The organism is Ornithinimicrobium panacihumi, from assembly GCF_052073805.1.
Lineage (GTDB): Bacteria > Actinomycetota > Actinomycetes > Actinomycetales > Dermatophilaceae > Ornithinicoccus > Ornithinicoccus panacihumi.
The window spans coordinates 1-18,238 of sequence record NZ_JBQGWG010000007.1 but is presented as its reverse complement, the minus strand read 5'-3'; the positions used below and the strand labels follow the sequence as shown (position 1 = coordinate 18,238).

Below are 18,238 nucleotides of genomic sequence, written 5' to 3'. Positions count from 1 at the left end.
CGTGGACTGTTGAGTAGGCTTCTCTGTAGCGCCTGTAGACGTGCGGGCAAGAACCGCTTGCACTCCTTCTGGGACGATTCAGTACGAACTCGGTGTTCCTGCGCCGCACCGATCGGTTCTTGGGATTCTGGGTCCGTAGGTTAAGGGGTGCGCAGGACTCGGACGGGGTCTCGGGTGGCGGCGTAGAGGGCTGGTGGGATGGCTGCTGCTGCGGCGGCGAGGAGGGCGAGGGTGGCGGTGCCGGTGGTGAACTCCCACGGGGGTGTGGCACCGAGGCGGTTGGTGAGGTAGAGCCCGGTGGCGACGCCGAGGAGGGCGCCGAGGAGGGCGGGGGCCAGGGTGCGCAGGACGACGAGGGTGATGATCCCGGCCCGGGTCGCGCCGAGGGCGCGGCGGCGGCCGAGGTCCTTGCGGCGCACGAGGACGTCGGCCAGGGTGACGATCGCGACCAGCAGCGCGCCGCCGCCGAGGACCCCGAGCAGGAGGGTGCGGCCGAACACGGCCAGGTCGCCGGTGACCTGTTCCTGCAGCTGCGCCAGGGACACCGGGGAGGTGACCGTGACGCTGTCGGGGGCTGGTGGGTCGATCAGCGCGAGGACCTGTCCCTGCGCGGCCTGCGCGACGCCGGCGTCGGTGAGCACCACGTGCAGGGTGTCCAGAGCCCTCCCCTCAGGGGCGACGTACAGGATCCCGGTGCCGTAGTCACCGAACGGTTCCCTGGGGGTGAACGATCCGACAACGGCCCAGTCGTCCACCACCGTGGTCGAGGCCTGCGCGACCCACCCCACCGGTGCGTCCAACCCCAACCGGGCCATCGCGTCCGTGGTGACCAGCGCCTCCCCCGGCCCCGGCCACCGGCCCGAGGTGAGGGTGGCGACCGCGGACAGGTCCCCGTGCACCCCCCACGCCGGCACCCTCGTGGCGCCCTGACCGACGGCACCGTTGACCACGTCCACCGGGATCAACGTCCCCACCGCCCGTTCGCTGGTGGACAACCCCGCGGCCTGGTCCACCACCGTCGGGCTGATGAGGCCGTCTCCGCGGGCGTCGGAGACCGCGAGCACCCGGGAGCCGGCCGAGTCCAGGCGGGCCAGCAGCTGCTCCTCCGCCGCGGCGGTCCGCCCCACCGTCGCCAACGTCGCCGCGCACATCGTCGCGACCAGGAACGTGACCAGCGCCGAGGGGACCTTCGCCGCCCACGTCGTCGCCAGGGCCTCGCGCACCATCAACCAGAACCTCACCGGGCCCACCTCCGGGCCACCACTGAGCCCCTCATAGGGAGAGCACCTCGTCGGCGTGGTCGATGACGAACGGGTCATGCGTGGCGATCAGCACCGTCCTCGGTACCCCGTCACCACCCCCAGACCCACCACCACCACCGCCGGTGGCGGCGGCGGACAGGGCGGTGAGGACCTGGGCGGCGTTGTCCCGGTCCAGGTTCCCGGTCGGTTCGTCCGCCAGGATGACGACCGGGTCGGTGACCAGGGCCCGGCAGACCGCGACCCGTTGCGCCTGCCCGCCGGAGATCTCGCCCGGCCGGTGGTCCGCGCGTGCCCCGACACCCATCTGCTCCAGCAGGTCACGGCCACGCCCGCGTGCACGGCCCAGGCGCCACCCGGCGTACAGGGCAGGTTCGACCACCGAGTCCAGCACCGTCCTGGTCGGGTCGAGGGCCGAGTCCTGGAACACGAACCCGATCCGGTGCGCCCGCACCCGCGCCCGCACCGCATCCGGCGCCGACGACACAGCCTCCCCGTCGAGCAGCACCTTCCCCCGGGTGGGGGTGAGCATCAGCCCGAGGACGTACAGCAACGTCGACTTCCCCCGCCCCGACGGGCCGGTGACCGCGGTCACCGCCCCCGGGGTGAACTCGTGCGACAGCCCGTCGAACAGCTCCTCCCCACCCCGGGAGTACGCGAACCCCAGACCCTCCACGGCCAGCACGCCTGCCTCACCCGTCCTGCGTGGACCCGGCACCATCACCCTCGCCACCCTCACCAGGCGCAGGAGACGGTGGCTGCTGCTGGGGTGCAGGCTGTGCCGGGGCGGGCGCGGTGCCGTCGCCGGTGACCTGCACCCGCGTACCCGGCCCGAGCTCACCGCCGGTGGGTTCGATGACGGCGATGCCCTGCCCGGACCCCGCCACCGTGACGTCGACCTCCCCGGCCGCCGTGACCACATACGTGCCCCCGCCGGGGCGGGAGCGGACAGCGGCCGCAGGGACCGTGGTCCCGGACACCTCCGGCACCACGACCACCCTCGAGCGCAAGGTCACCTGGGCATCGTTGGGCAGCACCCCGCACTCCTCCCCGCAGACCTCCCCACCGTCGGGGGCGGTCAGGGTGAACGTGGTCGACCCGTACTCATCCAGCTCCGACCCGCCGATCACCGCATCCCACGTGTGGTCCTCGAACGTGATCTCCACCGTCGCCTCGGCCGGGATCAACCTCGCCTGCTCGGCCGTGACGACCAGCACGAACTCCCGCACCCCGGTCGGCGCCAGCACGCTGTCCTCACCCCCGGCCAGGGTCTTACCGACCACGATCCCCTCCCCCAGCTGCACCACCGCGGGCAGGTCGCTCACGGCGACCAGCTCACCCAGCGGCACCACCCCGGTCTGCTCCCGCCCCTGGCCCTTCTGCCACGCCTTGACCGCACGCTGCGTCACCGGACCGAAGTCCCCGTCCGCCTCACCCTCCAGATGCCCCTCGTCGACGAGGAGCTCTTGCAGGGCGGTCACGTCATCACCCTTCGAATTCAGGGCCAGGTCGCGCCAGAACGGCGCCCCCGCCTCCACCACGCGCACGGGGGTGGCCCCCACGACATACACGACCCCGCCCTGGTCCACCTCCCCCGGCGAGACCGACGTCACCACCCCCGCCAAGCTGTTCGCAGCGACCGGCAGAGCCGGTTGCAGCAACGTCGTCGACAACGGCAACGACCGCCCCACCGACCCCTGCGACGCCTCCGCCCACACCACCTGCGACGCCGCGCCGGCACCGGCCGCGTCCTCCTCGGGGACCTGGGAGGTCAACGTCGCCCGCGACGCCCACCACCCCGCCCCCACCGCCGCCGCCAGCAACACCAGGACCAACAGGACCCCCAACACCCTGCGCACAGGCGATGTCTTGACGACAGCACTGCCAGCCATGAAGAACCTCTCGACGACGAAACGTGGCGTCACCCTAACGTCCGTACGCCTAGCCAGGCTGAGGGACTCACACGAAGTACTGATTAGGGTCACAGTCGCCAGTGCGAGAGAGACGGCTACTCGACGGCGGCGGACCCCTTGCGCCGTTCCTTGGAGTACGGCAGCGACCCGCGAGGGCACGCCCGCTCGTGCCGCGCCGAGGGGCGGCGGCACTCTCGGTGAGCCGGTTGCCGTCAGGCGGATCATCAACAGTTTCCGCTCGAAGTGAATCCAGATCGGGGGAAATCAACCCTCCGATCGCCTCGACCAGATGGACCCGGTGAACGGTTCTCCCCCCAGAGCGTCGGTCAGCTGTCACCGACGGGTGTCCACATGCGCTCTCAGGAGCAGGTCACCCGCCGCGAACGCCCTGCCGGTGGCCGTGTCCCCAGGTTGACGCCGCCGAGGGCCAGAGCACGTTCCGCGCCCCCTTCGGGGCGGTTGATGGTGCTGGCAGCAGCACCGCCGCCAGGCGTACTTAAGGCCGGCCGTCGCTGCAGTCCTCAGGTTGGTTTGGCGGCCGGCAAGGTTCGCAGATCACGGACCTACTCCCTTGCAGGACGATGTTCGGCGCCAGCGTCTGCCGTTCAGCGGGTTGCCGCACCGGTGTCCCGCGACCTCGACCGCCGCAGCGACAGCCGGCCCCCACGCCAGCGCCGTGCCCAGCCGGTGCGCGATGACGACCCGCCCGTGCCCGCGCCCCGAGATAGCCCCCGTCCACCAGTGGCACTCCGACCCCGGAACCGTGACGATCTTGGCCCGGTAGCGCGCCACCACCTCCGGCGAAGCCACGGCCTGCTCCAGCAGATGCACCGTCGCCCGAGCCACTGTGCTACCCGTCCGCCGCCGCGACCGGCTCGCCCTGGTCCTCACCCCGAGCTACCCGCCGCAGCCGCGACGCCTCGTGCACGGTCAGGCCCTCACACCCGGTCATCTCGACCGCCTCAGCTACCGCGTACCCCTCATCGGTCACCAGCGACTCCAGCGCCCGGCCCGCCTCAGCCTCCAGCAGGCTCACCGCCTCATCCCGACGCGCCAGCGAGACCGAGGCCGCCACCGCCAGATCGAACCCGCGCCGCTCCCTGTCCCGCTCCGCCTTGCGCCGGCGCTCCCGCGCCTGAGCCGCCCGCGCCCGAGCCTGCGCCCGCACCTTCTGCTCACGACTCGCCACCATTCCTGACCACCCTTCCCGGACCCGGTCGACACTCCGTCACCTACCTAAAGGCCCGGCCAGCCCTCCGAGGTTCACCCCACGGCGCAGCCTCGCTCCCCTCCAGTCCCCCCTCGACCCCCTGTCAGAGCAACGCCCCCAAACCGGACACACCTCTTGCACTAACGGTTCAGTGACATGTCACGTACCTGAACCCCGGGGGTGGAAACGAGGCTTTTCTCTACTGTGGCGATGACGATTCACAAGCTGACCGCGGGGACGGGGTATGACTACCTGACCCGCCAGGTCGCGCGTCAGGACGCCACCGAGGTGGGGCACGCCGGGCTGGCCAGCTACTACACCGACAAGGGCGAGTCGCCCGGGGTGTGGGTGGGCTCCGGCATGGCCGGAATCGAGGGCCTAGCCGCGGGTGACGTCGTCACCGCTCAGCACATGGAAAACCTCTTCGGGATGGGCCTGCACCCGCTGGCCGACGTCGACGACCTGGGGCCGGAGATGATGCTAGGTCGGGCCTACCCGGTCATCCCCGGCGACTCCGGTCTGCTGCGCAAGACGGTCGCCGGCCGGCTGGACAAGATGAACCGCCAGGCCGGTCTGCCAGCGGGGACACCGGTGGACTTCGACACCCGCGCGAGGGTCCGCACGCAGGTCGCCACCGAGCTGTTCCGGGCCGAGCACGGGCGCGACCCGGAGGAGCGGGAGCTGGCCGGCACGATCGCCAAGCACTCCCGCCCGACCTCGCAGGCGGTCGCCGGGTACGACCTGACGTTCTCCCCCGTCAAGAGCGTCTCGGCCCTGTGGGCCGTCGCCGACCAGGCCACCGCAGCGAAGATCGAGCTGGCCCATCAGGCCGCCGTCAAGGACGCCCTGGCCTTCCTGGAGACCCACGCACTGTTCACCCGCACCGGCGCCGGCGGCGCCCGTCAGGTGGACGTGACCGGGCTGGTCGCCACCGCATTTACCCACCGTGACTCACGCGCCGGCGACCCCGACCTGCACACCCACGTCGCGGTCGCCAACAAGGTCCAGACCCTGGACGGCAAGTGGCTCGCGATCGACGGCCGGGTGCTGTTCAAGGCCACCGTCACCGCGTCCGAGACGTACAACACCGCTCTGGAGCAGCACCTCGGAAAGCTCGGCCTCACCTTCGCCGAACGCCCCTCCCCCGACGCCCGCACCCGCCCCGTCCGCGAGGTCGTCGGAGTGCCGGCCGAGCTCAACTCGGCATGGTCGACGCGCCGTGCTGACATCGAGGCCCGCCGGGACGCACTGGCCCGTGACTTCCAGGTCCGGCACGGGCGCCCACCGACCGCGGTCGAGGCGGTCAAGCTGGCCCAGCAGGCCACCCTGGACACCCGCCAGGACAAGCACGAACCACGCTCCCTGGCCCAGCAACGCGCGCAGTGGGCGGCCCAGGCGCGAGCAGTGTTAGGCGGCGACGAAGCGGTGTCGGCGATGTTCGCCGGCGCCTTCACCCGGGGCCGCGACGCGGCAGCACCGGAGACCGGCCCGGGGTGGGTCGAGCAGAACGCACGCCGCATCATCGACACCATCCAGGAGAGCCGAGGGACCTGGCAGGTCTGGCACGTCCGGGCCGAGGCACAGCGGGTCGTGCGGTACGAGAACGTGCCGCTGGAGCGCGCCCAGGGCATGGTCGACGCCTTGGTCGACCAGGCCCTGGGCACGTGCAGCACCGCTCTACCCAGGCCCCGCGACGTCGCGGCGACCGCGCCCGACCAGCTGCACCGGGTGGACGGGTCCAGCGTCTACGAGGTGGCCGGGTCGGCCCTGTTCACCTCGGCGCAGGTCATCGCCGCCGAGGAGTATCTGCTGGACGCGGCCAGGCAGTCCGGGGGGCGGGTCGCGGCCGCCTCTGACGTGGCGATCGCGCTGCTGGAGATGGAGGCGAACGGGGTCCGGCTCAACCCCGGCCAGCAGGCCCTGGTGCGGGGTATGGCGACCTCGGGTGCCCGGCTGCAGCTGGCGATCGCGCCGGCCGGGTCGGGCAAGACCACGGCGATGGCAGCCCTGTCCCGGGCGTGGGAGTCCGGCGGCGGAAACGTGATCGGGCTGGCCCCGTCCGCGGCCGCCGCGGAGCAGCTGCGCGACCAGATCGGCACCCGCACCGACACCCTGACCAAGCTCATCTACCAGATCGACCAGGCACACCCGCAACCCACAGACACCTCCGGCGGCGAGCGGGACCAGGAAGGGTTGGTCAACCGCATCGGGCGCCGCACCCTGGTCGTCATCGACGAGGCCGGCATGGCCGACACCCTGTCGCTGCGCCGGGCCGTGGAGTTCGTCACCTCCCGGGGCGGCAGCGTCCGTCTCATCGGCGATGACCGGCAGCTGGCCGCGATCGGTGCCGGCGGTGTGCTGCGCGACATCGAGGCCACCCACGGGTCGCTGCGGCTGACCGAGCTGCTGCGTTTCCGCGACCCGGCCGAGGGGGCCGCGACCCTGGCCCTGCGCGAGGGCGACACCTCCGCGCTCGGGTTCTACCTGGACCAGAGCCGGGTCCACGTCGGGGACATGGGCACCATGGCCGAGCGGGTCTTCACCGCCTGGCGCCACGACGTCCAGGACGGCAAGGACTCGATGATGCTGGCCCCCACCCGGGACCTGGTCAGCGAGCTCAACCGGCGCGCCCGTCAGGAGCGGCTGGAGCGCGACGGTGAGGTTCCCCTGGTCACCCGGGTCCTGTCCGACGGGAACGAGGCCAGCCCCGGCGACCTCATCATCACCCGCAAGAACGACCGCAGACTACGCACCTCGACCACCGACTTCGTCAAGAACGGCGACCGGTGGCTCATCGAGGACGTGACTCCCGCCGGTGGGCTGGCGGTACGCCACCGCGACTCCGGCCTGCGGATCACCCTGCCCGAGGCCTACGTCCAGGCCAGCACCGAACTGGGGTACGCCGGCACCGTCCACACCGCCCAGGGCCTGTCCGTGGACACCATGCACGGGCTGCTCGGCGGGCAGGAGTCGCGCCAGCAGCTCTACACGATGATGACCCGCGGGAAGCAGGCCAACCACGCCTACCTGGAGGTCGTCGGCGACGGTGACCCGCACACCCTGATCCACCCCAAGAACGCACTGCCCCCCACCGCCACGGACGTCCTGGAAGGCATCCTGGCCCGCGACGACGCGCCCCGCTCGGTGCAGACCCTGATCCGCGAGCAGGACTCCCCCGCGTTCGCCCTGGGCCAGGCCACCGCCCGTTACACCGACGCCCTCTCCCTCGCTGCGGAGCAGCACCTGGGCACCGACCAGGTGGCCCGGTTGGAGCGGGAGGCCAGCACGATCCCGGACCTGGTGCAGGCCCCGGCCTGGCCCACCCTGCGCGCCCACCTCATCCTGATCGGCGCCAACGACGTCGACCCCGTCCCGGTCCTGAAGCAGGCCGCAAACACCCGCGAGCTCGACACCGCCAGCGACGTCGCCGCCGTCATCGGCTGGCGCCTGGACGACTCCGGTCTGCGCAACGCCGGCCCCGGCCCGCTCCCGTGGGTGCCAGCCGTCCCCGCCGCCCTGGCCGCCGACCCCCGGTGGGGCACGTACCTGACCGCTCGCGCCGACCTGGTCCGCGACCTCGCCGACCAGGTCGCCCAGGACGCACGCACCGGCCCCACGCCCCCGTGGGCCCAGCAAGGAGCACGCCGCCCCGACCCGGACCTGCTCGCCGACGTCCAGGTCTGGCGGGCCGCCCACCAGATCCCCGACGACGACCTGCGCCCGACCGGCCCCCGGCAGCTGAACAAGGCCCCAAGCGTCCACCAGCGCCACCTGGGCCAGGCCCTGCAGATGGGCCGCCACCCCGCCCTGGTCGAGTTCGGGCCGCTCATCGCCGCGGCCTCCCAGGCCGCCCGACGCGACCAGTTCGCCCCCGTCCTGGCCGACCGGCTCGCCGGGCTGTCCCGGGCCGGGATCGACCCCACCGCGCGCGTGACCCAGGCCATGGCCGAGGGTGCGCTGCCCGACGACCACGCCGCAGCAGCCCTGTGGTGGCGCATCGCCCGCACCCTGACCCCCGCCGTCGCCCACGAGGTCGACACCCAGCACGAGCTGGCCGCTGACTGGATGCCGCAGCTCGTCCACGCCGTCGGGACGGACCGGGCCCGCCAGATGCAGGACTCCCCCTGGTGGCCGCCGCTGGTCTCCACCGTGGACCAGGCCCTGGCCCGCGGGTGGCGCACCGGGGACCTGTTCGGTCAGGCCGCCCCGGCCAGCGGCGCCGACGTCGACGACGCCCAGGCCATGACCTGGCGCATCAGCGCGGCCCTGACCGACCCCGCCCACGAGGACGGGCACATCGAGGACCTGCCGCCGGCCGACCTGTACGACGCCGCTCCACCACCCGAGGACGCACCCACCGCCGCCGACCTGGCCTGGCTGGCCACCCACCCCGACCAGGTCGCCGCGGTGGTCTCCGAGGAGCCGGCCGCGGACCAGCCCGAAGAGCACGAGGAGCACCTGCACCCGGTCGCGGCCCTCGCGCTGTGGTCCACGATCCGGTCCCACGAGCCGGACAAGCTGGACTACTCCGAGCAGGAGCTGGCCGAGCAGTGGGACCGGCACGAGCAGGCCCAGTCCAGCCCGGTCCCGCTGCCCCGTCTAGCCGACGTCAACCAGCTGGCGCTGGACTACTACGAGACCCAGCTGGCCGCCGGGTGGGCCCGTGGATACCTGCTGGAGCGGTTCGGCCAGGACGTCACCGGTCACCCGCAGATTCACCCCGGGTACGCCCCCGCCGGGTGGACAACCCTGCTGGACCACCTGCGCGGTACCGGTGTCAGCGACCTCGAGCTGGAGACCGCCGGCCTGGCCACCCGCACCCGCGACGGCCGCCTGATCGACCGGTTCCGGGACCGTGCCGTCTTCCCCATCCGCGACCAGGACGGCACCGTGCTGGGGTTCGTCGGCCGCCGCAACCCCGACCACGACGACCGGGAGCAGGCCGGCCCGAAGTACCTCAACACCCCCAACACCCCCTTGTTTCACAAGGGCGACCAGCTCTACGGTGCCTCACGGCAGCTCCTGGCCAAGGGCGCGATCTCGGTCCTAGCCGAAGGACCCATGGACGCCCACGCGATCACCCTGGCCACCCGCGGCCGCTACCTCGGCCTCGCACCGCTCGGGACCTCACTGACCGAGACCCAGGCCCGGCAGCTGGCCGCCATGAACCGCACCCCGATCGTGGCCACCGACGGCGACCTGGCCGGCCACCTGGCCGCCCACCGCGACTTCTGGCTCCTGGCCCAGCACGGCGCCAGCCCCCAGGTGGTCCACTTCCCCGAAGGGTCCGACCCCGCCGACAGCCTCGAGCGCCGCGGCCCCAAGGCCCTGACCCGTGCCCTGGCCGTCAACCGGGAGGAGCTGCACCAGACCCTGCTGGACGAGCGACTGCGAAACCTCGATGGGTACCCGGCCACCGAAGCCGCGCTCACCGTCCTCGCGGCCGCGCACCCCCGGACCTGGGACCAGGGCGTGTACCAGATCCACCAGCGCACCGGCACCGACCCCGACGTGCTCCGGGTCCTCCTGGTCAATCGGATCCGCCACCAGGACAACAACCCCCGCCACGTCGCCCAGGACCAGCTCGGCCAGCTCAGCACCGTCCGGCAGCGCGAGGCCTCAAACCACACACCGCAACAGCCCGGTCGACGAGCCGGGCCGGAGCCCGCCACGGCAGCGCGCCGCCACCCCGGCGAGATGCTCCAGCCCACCACCCCCGGACACCGCGCGCCGGGCGGTCCCCGGCGCCGATAACGCTCCCTCCGAAGGCTGTCAGACATCACCCTCATGCCGAAGAGAGGTCGTTCCTTAACTCCCCCTGACCATGGGGCCCAGGACCCGTTCGAGGGCGGGGTGGATCTGGGTGAGTAAGCCGAGGACCGGTTGGAGACCCGCTTGATCTCGGCTGCGAGGTCATCGTCGTAGCCGATGATGACTTGCAGGTTGGTCAACGCCTCGTCGATCGGGCGCAGGCGCGCCGCGTCAGCGTTCGCTGCGTCCTTCATCCGGTAGTCGGTGGAAACTGGCCGAGTGACCGGCCGAGCGCGGTGCCGCGATCGGTGTTATCGCTGCCCAGATCTCGCACGCTACGGGAAGTTGCTCCGCGGCCTCGGCTAGCTCGGCTGTGACGTGGAGGACCGAGATGGTCATCGAGACGTCCGACCCGCCGGATCCCAGTACCGGTGCCCCGGACCTCTCCCTGAGCCAACCCGAGAGTTCTAAGAAGCGTTCTGCGCCCAGGTCACTGGGCAGGACATCCGTGGGTGGCGACTTCCAGTGGCCTGCATCGGGCGTCTCGACTCCACGCGCCGTGGCCTCGGCGATCCGTCCTTCGCGCCAACGGCCGATGACGCGGACGACGGCGTGTGGTGAGGCCGGGAGGGGCTTAGCAACGTCGACCCCGACCTGCCCGCCTTCTACCCGCATCCGCGCTTGGGGCGCCCACGGGGAAACGACCCACAGCCTGCCGTCGACGAGGAAACCGCAAGCGGTGACCTCGGCGTCCTCATGGAGGATCAAATCATCCATAGGACGTCCCTTGACCACTTCGCTTGGCCCTCCCCCAGGACCGGGAGTCGCCATCGCAAGGTGTCTACTGTGCGATGTCTGTTGAGATCCCCAAGGACCGAAGCCACGGGATCGCATCGTCGATGCCTTCCGGCCAGGGCGCGTGGAGGATGGGCGGCGAGTGGACGGGCGACCTTTTGCGGCGTTGGCCTCATGAACGGACCCTAGCGTCACAAGGCCTCGCCTCGCAGCGAACAAGCGATTCCGCTGGGCGTGGAACGCTGCCAAGTGCGTGGCCTACGGCGCGCGGCGGCACGGTGCAACATCCTGATCTGCCGCACCGAGGGCTACGGTCCTGAAGCTGTTGTACTGGTAGACGTAGGTTGGCCGCATGGCATACGACGCCGAAGCCGAGAGCCTTCGACTCATCGAGTCGCGTGAGCTCACGCCGGCGACGAGATTGAGCCGACGTCGGCGCTACGTCCCCATGGCTGTGGATGTCTCCGATGACATCGCAGTCACGATGTTTGCTCGCAGAAGTGTGGGGTGCAACGTCGAGGAGACTTACATCCTCGTGCGGCGCGGAAACGAGTGGACGATGCTGGGCGGTGGCGGTGGACCCCTTGATGACGACGCTCTTGACTACCGACCTGCAGTGTTGCCATCGGGGCCGAGCGCCCACTCCGAGCACAATGCGCGGGTCGTGAGGACAGAGGGCGCTGGTGGCGTCCTGGACAGCGGCGCGAGGAGGCTTTGGCCTGGCCGTGGGAGGTGGATCAATTACTGCATTGTCCGGGTCAACGCGGAGGTCGCTCACGTCGTTGTGGAGGGACGACACATTGCGGTTCCGTGGCACGGTCGATGTGTTGTCGGATGGGTTGGACAAAGGCCCAAGGAGGTAGTTGTCCTGGCTCAAGACGGCAGACAAATGGAGCAATTTGCGCTGATGCCTGCGCGTTGAGCACCCGTCCGAAACTGCCGCGGGTGGTTGCCCCGTTTGCCGAGTTTAGGTCGTTGCGTTTAGGAGGTGCGGAGGACTCTGACGGGGTCTCGGGTGGCGGCGTAGAGGGCGGGGGTATGGCTGCTGCTGCGGCGGCGAGGAGGGAGAGGGTGGCGGTGCCGGTGGTGAACTCCCAGGATGGTGTGGCGCCGGTGCCGAGCCGGGAGGCGACCCACAGTCCGGCGGCAATGCCGAGGGTGGCGCCGAGGAGGGCGGGGGACAGGGTGCGGAGCACGACGAGGGTGATGATCCCTGCCCGGGTCGCGCCGAAGGCGCGGCCGGGGCCGAGGCCCTTGCGGCGGACCAGGACGTCGGCCAGGGTCACGATCGCGACGAGCAGCGTCCCCGCAGAGGACGCCGAGCAGGAGGGTGCGGCCGAACGCCCGGGTCACCGGCCTATTCCTGCAACTGCGGCTGTCACGGTGAGGTGGGGAACTGCGCGTCGGCGTCAGACTGGGAGGGACAAGCCTTCTCGACATCGCTGAAGCTTGCACCCGCTGCCCGGGTCTGTTCCCCCACCTGTGCCGAAGGTATCCACGAGGAGGGCCCGGCGGCCAGGAACACCTCAAGTGTCGGAGCCTCGGACACCTCGTACCCCAGCGCCTGGACGCAGGGGACGTACTCCTCGGTGAGGAACTGGTAGAGGAACGCGGTCTGCTCTTGAGCCCAGGGGTGCCGGAACTGCTCCGCTGGTGGGTACTGTGCCTCACAGACGTAGCTGGACAGGTTGAAGGCCTCCTGCTGATCGGTGGGTACGACGAATGACCATTGGCCATCCTCGTTCTGCTCCACGGTCCAGCCTGCCTCCTGCATACACCGGGCCAGCATCTCGATGTGCTCTGCGGGGCTGACCTCACGGAGCACCTCCACCCGTGGTGGATCAGTGATGCCGTACATGTCGGCCAGCTCGCTCTGGTAGGCCTGCACGGTCAGAGGATCCCCGCCGGACGTCTCCGGTGGCGATGAGACCACGGCGCCGGGCACGGCCGTCTGCCCTCCGCCCGGGCCGCACCCGGACGTCGCCAGCACGGCCAGCAGCGCAACCGCCGCGGGCCTGATCCCACCAGATGTGGCGGCCCGGCTCGCAACGCCAGTCATGAGTGCATCCTATGGGGTTTGCGAGGCCCCGACGGGTCTCGTGTGGCGATGTAGAAGGTAGCGACGTCGGCGGCGGCCGCGGCAGAAGGCACTACAACGCCGCCCGTGGCGCACCCGTCTGCCGAATAGCGCGCGTGGGTGGCGGCTTCGTCGTGGCTCAGCTGTGAACGTGCTGGCTCGTGATAGACCTCCTCGGGTGACTGATGCGATGGACGGTTCTGGCAAGGGCGTCCACCGTGTGCGTGACTTCCGCCGCTTGTGGATCTCGAACATGGCTCAGGAGGTCGGCCGGCAGGTCACCGTCCTGGCCCTGGCGGTCACGGCCGTCGTGGTGCTGGAGGCCTCCGCGTGGCAGGTGGGTGTGATCACCGCCCTGGGAAACAGTGCCTACCTGCTGATCGGGCTGCCGGCCGGTGTCTGGGTCGACAGGTGGCGCAAGAGACCGGTGCTGGTCGCAGCAGACCTGGCCCGAGCCCTGGCCGCAGCGAGTGTCCCCGTAGCCTACTTCGGCGGCTGGCTGACCATCGGCCAGCTGATGCTGGTCGCCGCGGTGATGAGTTTCTCCGCGGTGTTCGCCGATACCGCGCAGACCGCATTCGTCCCGCGCATCGTCGGACCCGAGAACGTCTCAGAGGCGACCGCCCGGTTGCAGGCCACCGACACCACGATGCAGGTGGTCGGCCCCGGGATGGCCGCGCTGCTCCTGACCCGTCTGACCGCCCCCTACCTGTACGTGCTCACCGCCGCCGCAGCGCTGCTGTCCGCCCTGTCGTTGCGCACCATCACTGCCCCAGAGCCTGCCCTTGCCAAGCACGAGCACCCTCCGTTCTGGTCCGACCTTGGCCACGGCATCACCTTCGTCATCCACCACCCAGCGCTGCGGGTGCTCATGGGTACCAACGCCTTCATCAACACCGGGGCCGGCGTGTTCGCGACGATGGCCACGCTCGTCGCGCTGGAGGATTTCGCCGTCCCCCCAGAGCAGTACGCCCTCGCCGGATCGATCGGGGCCCTCGGCGGCATCCTCGGTGCCCTGGTCGGGCTGCGCGTCAAACGGGCTCTCGGGGAGATCCGCACCATCCTCGTGTGCTACTGCCTGCTCCCCCTGGCCGCCCTGATCCTGCCGCTGGGCTTCATTCTGCCCGGGCCCGGTGCCCTCTACGTCGCGCTGTGCGACTTCGCCTTCGGCCTCATCATCGTGACCTCCTCCATCAGCTCCGCCGGGCTCCGCGCCCAGGTGACACCGCTGGACAAGATGGGGCGCGTCTCCTCAGCCAGCCGGTTCGTCACCCTGGGCACACTGCCCCTCGGCGCCCTTCTCGCCGGCATCCTCGGAGAGGGCCTTCCCCACTCCATCGTCATCCTGGGCGCACCGCTGTTCATGGCGATCGCCGCAGGCATCTTCCTCACCTCACCCCTACGAACACACCGCCACCTGCCCCAGGAATGGAAAGCACGGTAAACCTGCCACCCACGTCCGCACTCTCATGCGGCATGGAGCGTGGGACGCACGCTAGTGCCGCCGGTCGTTCGTGCCGATGAGAGGGCGTGCTAGCGGTCTGATGCGCGGGTAGGTGGGTGTTCGCCGGTACGGTGGCCAACCGTGACGGGTGAGCGTGGCGGGGTCCACAAGGTGCGGGATTTTCGGCGGCTGTGGTTCTCGAACGTCTCGCAGGAGGTGGGGCGACAGTTCGGCACGCTGGCGTTGTCGGTCACTGCGGTGGTGGTGCTCGAGGCGGCCGCTTGGCAGGTGGGGTTGATCATGGCACTGGGAACCAGTGCGTACCTGGTCATCGGGCTGCCGGCTGGGGTGTGGGTGGACCGATGGAGAAAGCGGCCGGTCCTGGTCACCTCGGACCTGCTACGCGCCGCCGCGACCTTGAGCGTCCCCATCGCGTACGTGGGCGAATGGTTGACCGTGGGCCACTTGATGCTGGTGGCTGCGATCATCAGCTTCACCTCGGTCTTCTCGGATACTGCCCAGACAGCGTTCGTCCCGACGATCGTTGGACCCACGAACGTCTCCGAGGCCACGGCGCGCCTGCAGTCGACTGACACCACCATCCAGGTGGTCGGGCCTGCCGTGGCCGCTGCGCTCCTGACCCGGATGGCAGCACCTGTCCTGTACGTCATCACGGCGGTCACGGGTGTGCTCTCGGCCGCGGCGGCGTGGTCCATCCGCGCACCCGAGCCTCGACAGAAAGGCGTGCAGCACCCGCCCTTTCGCAGGTCCTTGGTCGCAGGTTTCGGCTTCATCCGCCATCACCCGGTCCTTCGGGTATTCCTGGTCACCAATGGCCTGATCAACACAGGCGCGGGTGTCTTCGCGACGTTGATCGTGCTCGTCGCCCTGGAGGACTTCGGTCTGAGCGCGAGCAGTTACGCACTGGCGGGTTCGATCGGCGCGACCGGGGGCATCCTGGGCTCGCTGATCGCGATGCCGATCAGAAACCGGGTTGGGGCGATCCGCACCATGCTGGTCTGCTACTGGTTGCTGCCCCTGGCCGGGCTCATCCTGCCGCTGGGGTACGTGCTTCCAGGACCGGGTGCGGTCTTCGTCGCTGGGACCAGCTTCGCTTTCGGCCTGGTCGTGGTCGTCTCGTCCATCAGTGGCGCCGGCCTGCGGGCCGAGGTCACTCCGCTGGACATGATGGGCCGTGTCACCTCGGCACACCGCTTCGTCTCGCTGGGAGCGATGCCGGTAGGTGCCCTCCTCGGTGGACTCGTTGGAGGCCCCTTGCCCTACGGAGTGGTGCTGCTGCTGTCTCCATGCCTGTTGGTCGTCGCCGCGACGGTTCTCCTACTGTCTCCCCTTCGGCCCCACCGGAACCTTCCCGAGGAATGGAAGCACCGCGAACCCACTGACGAGGCTCGTCGAAGTTCCCCAGTGATGCTCACTGAATTTCCCCACCTTGGGCGGTGGTCAGTGTAGGGGTTGGCGGGTGGCGGCTCGCAGGGTGCCCTGGCGGGCGTGGTGGTCGCGCAGCCGGTAGGAGTCGCCTTCGAGGTTGAGCACGACGGAGCGGTGCAGGAGCCGGTCGAGCATGGCTGCGGCGACGGTGCTGTCGCCTAGGACCTCGCCCCAGGATGCGACGCCGCGGTTGGTGGTGAGCACGATGGACGTCTTGAGGTAGCGCTGGGAGACGACCTGGAACAGCGCGGAGGCGGCCTCGCCGGGCAGCGGCAGGTAGCCCAGCTCGTCGATGATGAGCAGGGTTGGGCCGGCGAAGAAGCGCATGGTGGTGGCCCAGCGTCCTTCGATCGCGGCGCGGTGGCACCGGGCGGCCAGATCGGCGGCGGTGGTGAAGTAGGTGCGGTACCCGGCCTCGGCCGCGGCCCGGCCCAGGCCGACGGCCAGGTGCGTCTTGCCGACGCCGGGCGGGCCGATGAGCAGCACGTTGGTCGCCGACTCCAGGTACCGGCAGGTGGCCAGTTCGTCGATGAGCTTGCGGTCGACGTTCGGGGCGGCGTCGAAGTCGAAGTCGGCCAGGGTGGCCGGGGTGGGCAGTGAGGCGAACCGGAGCCGGCCGGCGAGCTTGCGGGCCTCGGTCGCCTCAACCTCGCGGGCGAGCAGGTGCTCCAACGTCGCGGTCATCGACCACCCCTGCTCGGCGGCGGTTGCCAGGACGGTGGGCAGGTGCTCGGCGGCGGCGTGCAGCTTCAACGCGGCCAGGTGGGAGCGCAGCTGCTGGTAGGTCGACGCCTGGCTGGTGATCATCGGCGCCGGCAGCGCCTCGGTCGTCGTCGCGGTCGTGGGTGTGGTGTTCATCGGGTCAGGGTGTTCCTTCCTCGGGCTGCTTTGTCGTAGGCGGACAGGTCGATGACCACGTCCGCGGTGGTGGCGGGCTCGGGTTGGTGGCGGGCGCGCAGCGCCTGCGCGGCTGCCTGGGCTGCGGGGCCGGGTGGGATGCGTTCCTTGCGCCGGTGCGGCACAGAGGCGTCGTGCCCGGCGAGGACGCGCGCCTCGAGCGCGGTGACGTGGGCGTGCTCGCGGACCATGACGCCAGCACCGTCGGGGGCGAGCTCGTGCCGGGCGATCACCGTCCCGGAGGTGGTGGCGATGTCGATGCGCGTGCTGCCCAGGCGCCAGGTGACGGTCACCTGGGCACGGGCGAGCTCGGGGGCGACGGAGTAGAAGTTGCCGCGCCAGGCCACCAGCGCCTGCGCCGAGACGACCCTCTCCTCGGTGATCGACGCGGGGAACGGGACGGTCGGGACCGGGGCCAGCGGTTCCTTGGCGGCGAGGGTGAGCACGGAGGCCTTCCCGTCGGGGCCGCCGGGCCGCATGCGGGCATCGCCACGGGTGGTGCAGAACTTGTCCAACGACGCCTGCGCCTGCTCCACGGTGACCTCGTCGGCCAGGGTGCGCCACCAGCGTTGGGCGGCGGTGTGGTTGGCCTTCTCCACCACGCCCTTGCGGTTGCCGCGCCGCGGCGGGCAGATCTCCACACCGACGCCGTAGTGCTTGGCCACCGCGGCGAACGACGCGGACACACGCCCGGTGGCCGGGTGGCACACGGTGGCCATCCGGTCGAACCGCCACGAGCGCGTGAGCCCGCCGAGCGCTCTGGTCACGCGGTCGAGGGCGCCGATGAGGTGAGCCTGGTCCATCGAAGGGCACAGCACGCCGCGCCACCGGCCGGAGTGGGCCAGGGCACCGACGAGCAGGAACGCCTTGGTGCCCCAGCCCCAGTGCTCGGGCGGGTCCGGCAGCTCGACCCAGTCCCACTGGGTCTCCTCACCCGGTGGGTGCTCGATCACCGCCGCCGGGCGGCCCTTCGTGCCGGCGCACGGTTCGCAGTGCGGGCGCAGCCCGCGGGTGCGGACCTGCCGGGTGAAGGTGGAGTAGGCCTTGTCGTACCCCAGCTCGACGACCTCGTCGTACAGGGTCATCGCCCACAGGTGCGGGTCCTCGGCCAGCCGGGCGCGGACGTAGTCCACGAACGGCTCGAACGGGTCCTGCCCCGCCGGCTTGCGGACGCCCGCGGCCCGGTCTCCGCGCAGGTAGGCGCGGATGGTCTTACGGTCCCGACCCAGATGCCGGGCGATCGCTGAGATCGTCCAGCCCTGCCGGGCCAACGCGTGAACTTCGATGTCTTCCTCCCGTGACAGCATGGGACGAGGGGCTCCTTCGAGTAGGCGTGTGGTCAGAGACCGCCATCATCGAAGGAGCCCCGCCCGTCCCCGGATGGGGCCACAGGGTGGGGAATTTCAGTGAGCAGAACTGGGGAGATTCACCTGAGCGCCGTCA

Annotated in this window: 11 protein-coding genes and 2 pseudogenes; 4 read left to right on the top strand and 9 right to left on the bottom strand. The window is 70.7% G+C overall.

The features are described from left to right. Positions 1–140: 140 nt before the first annotated feature. The 4 genes from ACTMMA_RS08440 to ACTMMA_RS08425 all read right to left on the bottom strand — a co-directional run bounded on the left by ACTMMA_RS08440 (position 141) and on the right by ACTMMA_RS08425 (position 4,364). Entirely contained in the window at positions 141–1,241 is a 1,101-nt protein-coding gene (locus ACTMMA_RS08440; RefSeq protein ID WP_441189679.1) for an FtsX-like permease family protein, read from the bottom strand. A 31-nt stretch (positions 1,242–1,272) separates the two neighbouring features. Then, on the bottom strand, positions 1,273–1,944 hold the full coding sequence (locus ACTMMA_RS08435; protein WP_441189678.1) for an ABC transporter ATP-binding protein: 672 nt from the start codon (positions 1,942–1,944) through the stop codon (positions 1,273–1,275). A gap of 7 nt (positions 1,945–1,951) precedes the next feature. Further along, entirely contained in the window at positions 1,952–3,118 is a 1,167-nt protein-coding gene (locus ACTMMA_RS08430; RefSeq protein WP_441189677.1) for a peptidoglycan-binding domain-containing protein, read from the bottom strand. Positions 3,119–4,022: 904 nt separating this feature from the next. Continuing rightward, positions 4,023–4,364, bottom strand: coding sequence for a hypothetical protein (locus ACTMMA_RS08425; RefSeq protein WP_441189676.1), 342 nt, complete (start codon positions 4,362–4,364; stop codon positions 4,023–4,025). 228 nt (positions 4,365–4,592) lie between these two features. Here ACTMMA_RS08425 and mobF point away from each other — a divergent pair, with 228 nt between their 5' ends. Next, complete coding sequence (gene mobF / locus ACTMMA_RS08420) at positions 4,593–10,136, top strand: MobF family relaxase (RefSeq protein ID WP_441189675.1); 5,544 nt, start codon at positions 4,593–4,595, stop codon at positions 10,134–10,136. A gap of 72 nt (positions 10,137–10,208) precedes the next feature. Here the strand turns inward: mobF and ACTMMA_RS08415 are convergent. After that, positions 10,209–10,369 (bottom strand): annotated as a pseudogene (locus ACTMMA_RS08415) (IS110 family transposase); the annotation flags it as partial. Between the two features lie 911 nt (positions 10,370–11,280). On the opposite strand from ACTMMA_RS08415, the gene ACTMMA_RS08410 reads away from it, so the two are divergent. Beyond that, a complete protein-coding gene (locus tag ACTMMA_RS08410) occupies positions 11,281–11,850 on the top strand; it encodes a hypothetical protein (RefSeq protein ID WP_441189674.1) in 570 nt (189 codons plus the stop codon). A gap of 130 nt (positions 11,851–11,980) precedes the next feature. Here ACTMMA_RS08410 and ACTMMA_RS08405 read toward each other — a convergent pair. Beyond that, positions 11,981–12,229: pseudogene (locus ACTMMA_RS08405) on the bottom strand (FtsX-like permease family protein); the annotation flags it as partial. Positions 12,230–12,306: 77 nt separating this feature from the next. Further along, positions 12,307–12,816, bottom strand: a complete 510-nt coding sequence (locus ACTMMA_RS08400; RefSeq protein ID WP_441189673.1) for a hypothetical protein — start codon at positions 12,814–12,816, stop codon at positions 12,307–12,309. Between the two features lie 379 nt (positions 12,817–13,195). Between ACTMMA_RS08400 and ACTMMA_RS08395 the strand changes: the two genes are divergently transcribed. Beyond that, positions 13,196–14,449 carry an MFS transporter gene (locus ACTMMA_RS08395; protein WP_441189807.1) on the top strand — a complete coding sequence of 418 codons (1,254 nt, stop codon included), beginning with the start codon at positions 13,196–13,198 and terminating at the stop codon, positions 14,447–14,449. Between the two features lie 141 nt (positions 14,450–14,590). Then, complete coding sequence (locus ACTMMA_RS08390) at positions 14,591–15,919, top strand: MFS transporter (protein ID WP_441189672.1); 1,329 nt, start codon at positions 14,591–14,593, stop codon at positions 15,917–15,919. Here the strand turns inward: ACTMMA_RS08390 and istB are convergent. Then, complete coding sequence (istB, locus tag ACTMMA_RS08385; protein ID WP_441188763.1) at positions 15,911–16,756, bottom strand: IS21-like element helper ATPase IstB; 846 nt, start codon at positions 16,754–16,756, stop codon at positions 15,911–15,913. The genes ACTMMA_RS08390 and istB overlap by 9 nt on opposite strands. Beyond that, positions 16,753–18,102, bottom strand: a complete 1,350-nt coding sequence (locus tag ACTMMA_RS08380) for a Mu transposase domain-containing protein (protein ID WP_441188762.1) — start codon at positions 18,100–18,102, stop codon at positions 16,753–16,755. The genes istB and ACTMMA_RS08380 overlap by 4 nt, the downstream gene beginning before the upstream one ends. Between the last annotated feature and the right edge of the window lie 136 nt (positions 18,103–18,238).

Coding starts and splice junctions, on each gene's coding strand:
- ACTMMA_RS08425 (WP_441189676.1), bottom strand. CDS start 4,364: ATGGTGGCGAGTCGTGAGCAGAAGGTGCGGGCGCAGGCTCGGGCGCGG.
- mobF (WP_441189675.1), top strand. CDS start 4,593: ATGACGATTCACAAGCTGACCGCGGGGACGGGGTATGACTACCTGACC.
- ACTMMA_RS08410 (WP_441189674.1), top strand. CDS start 11,281: ATGGCATACGACGCCGAAGCCGAGAGCCTTCGACTCATCGAGTCGCGT.
- ACTMMA_RS08395 (WP_441189807.1), top strand. CDS start 13,196: ATGGACGGTTCTGGCAAGGGCGTCCACCGTGTGCGTGACTTCCGCCGC.
- istB (WP_441188763.1), bottom strand. CDS start 16,756: ATGAACACCACACCCACGACCGCGACGACGACCGAGGCGCTGCCGGCG.
- ACTMMA_RS08380 (WP_441188762.1), bottom strand. CDS start 18,102: ATGCTGTCACGGGAGGAAGACATCGAAGTTCACGCGTTGGCCCGGCAG.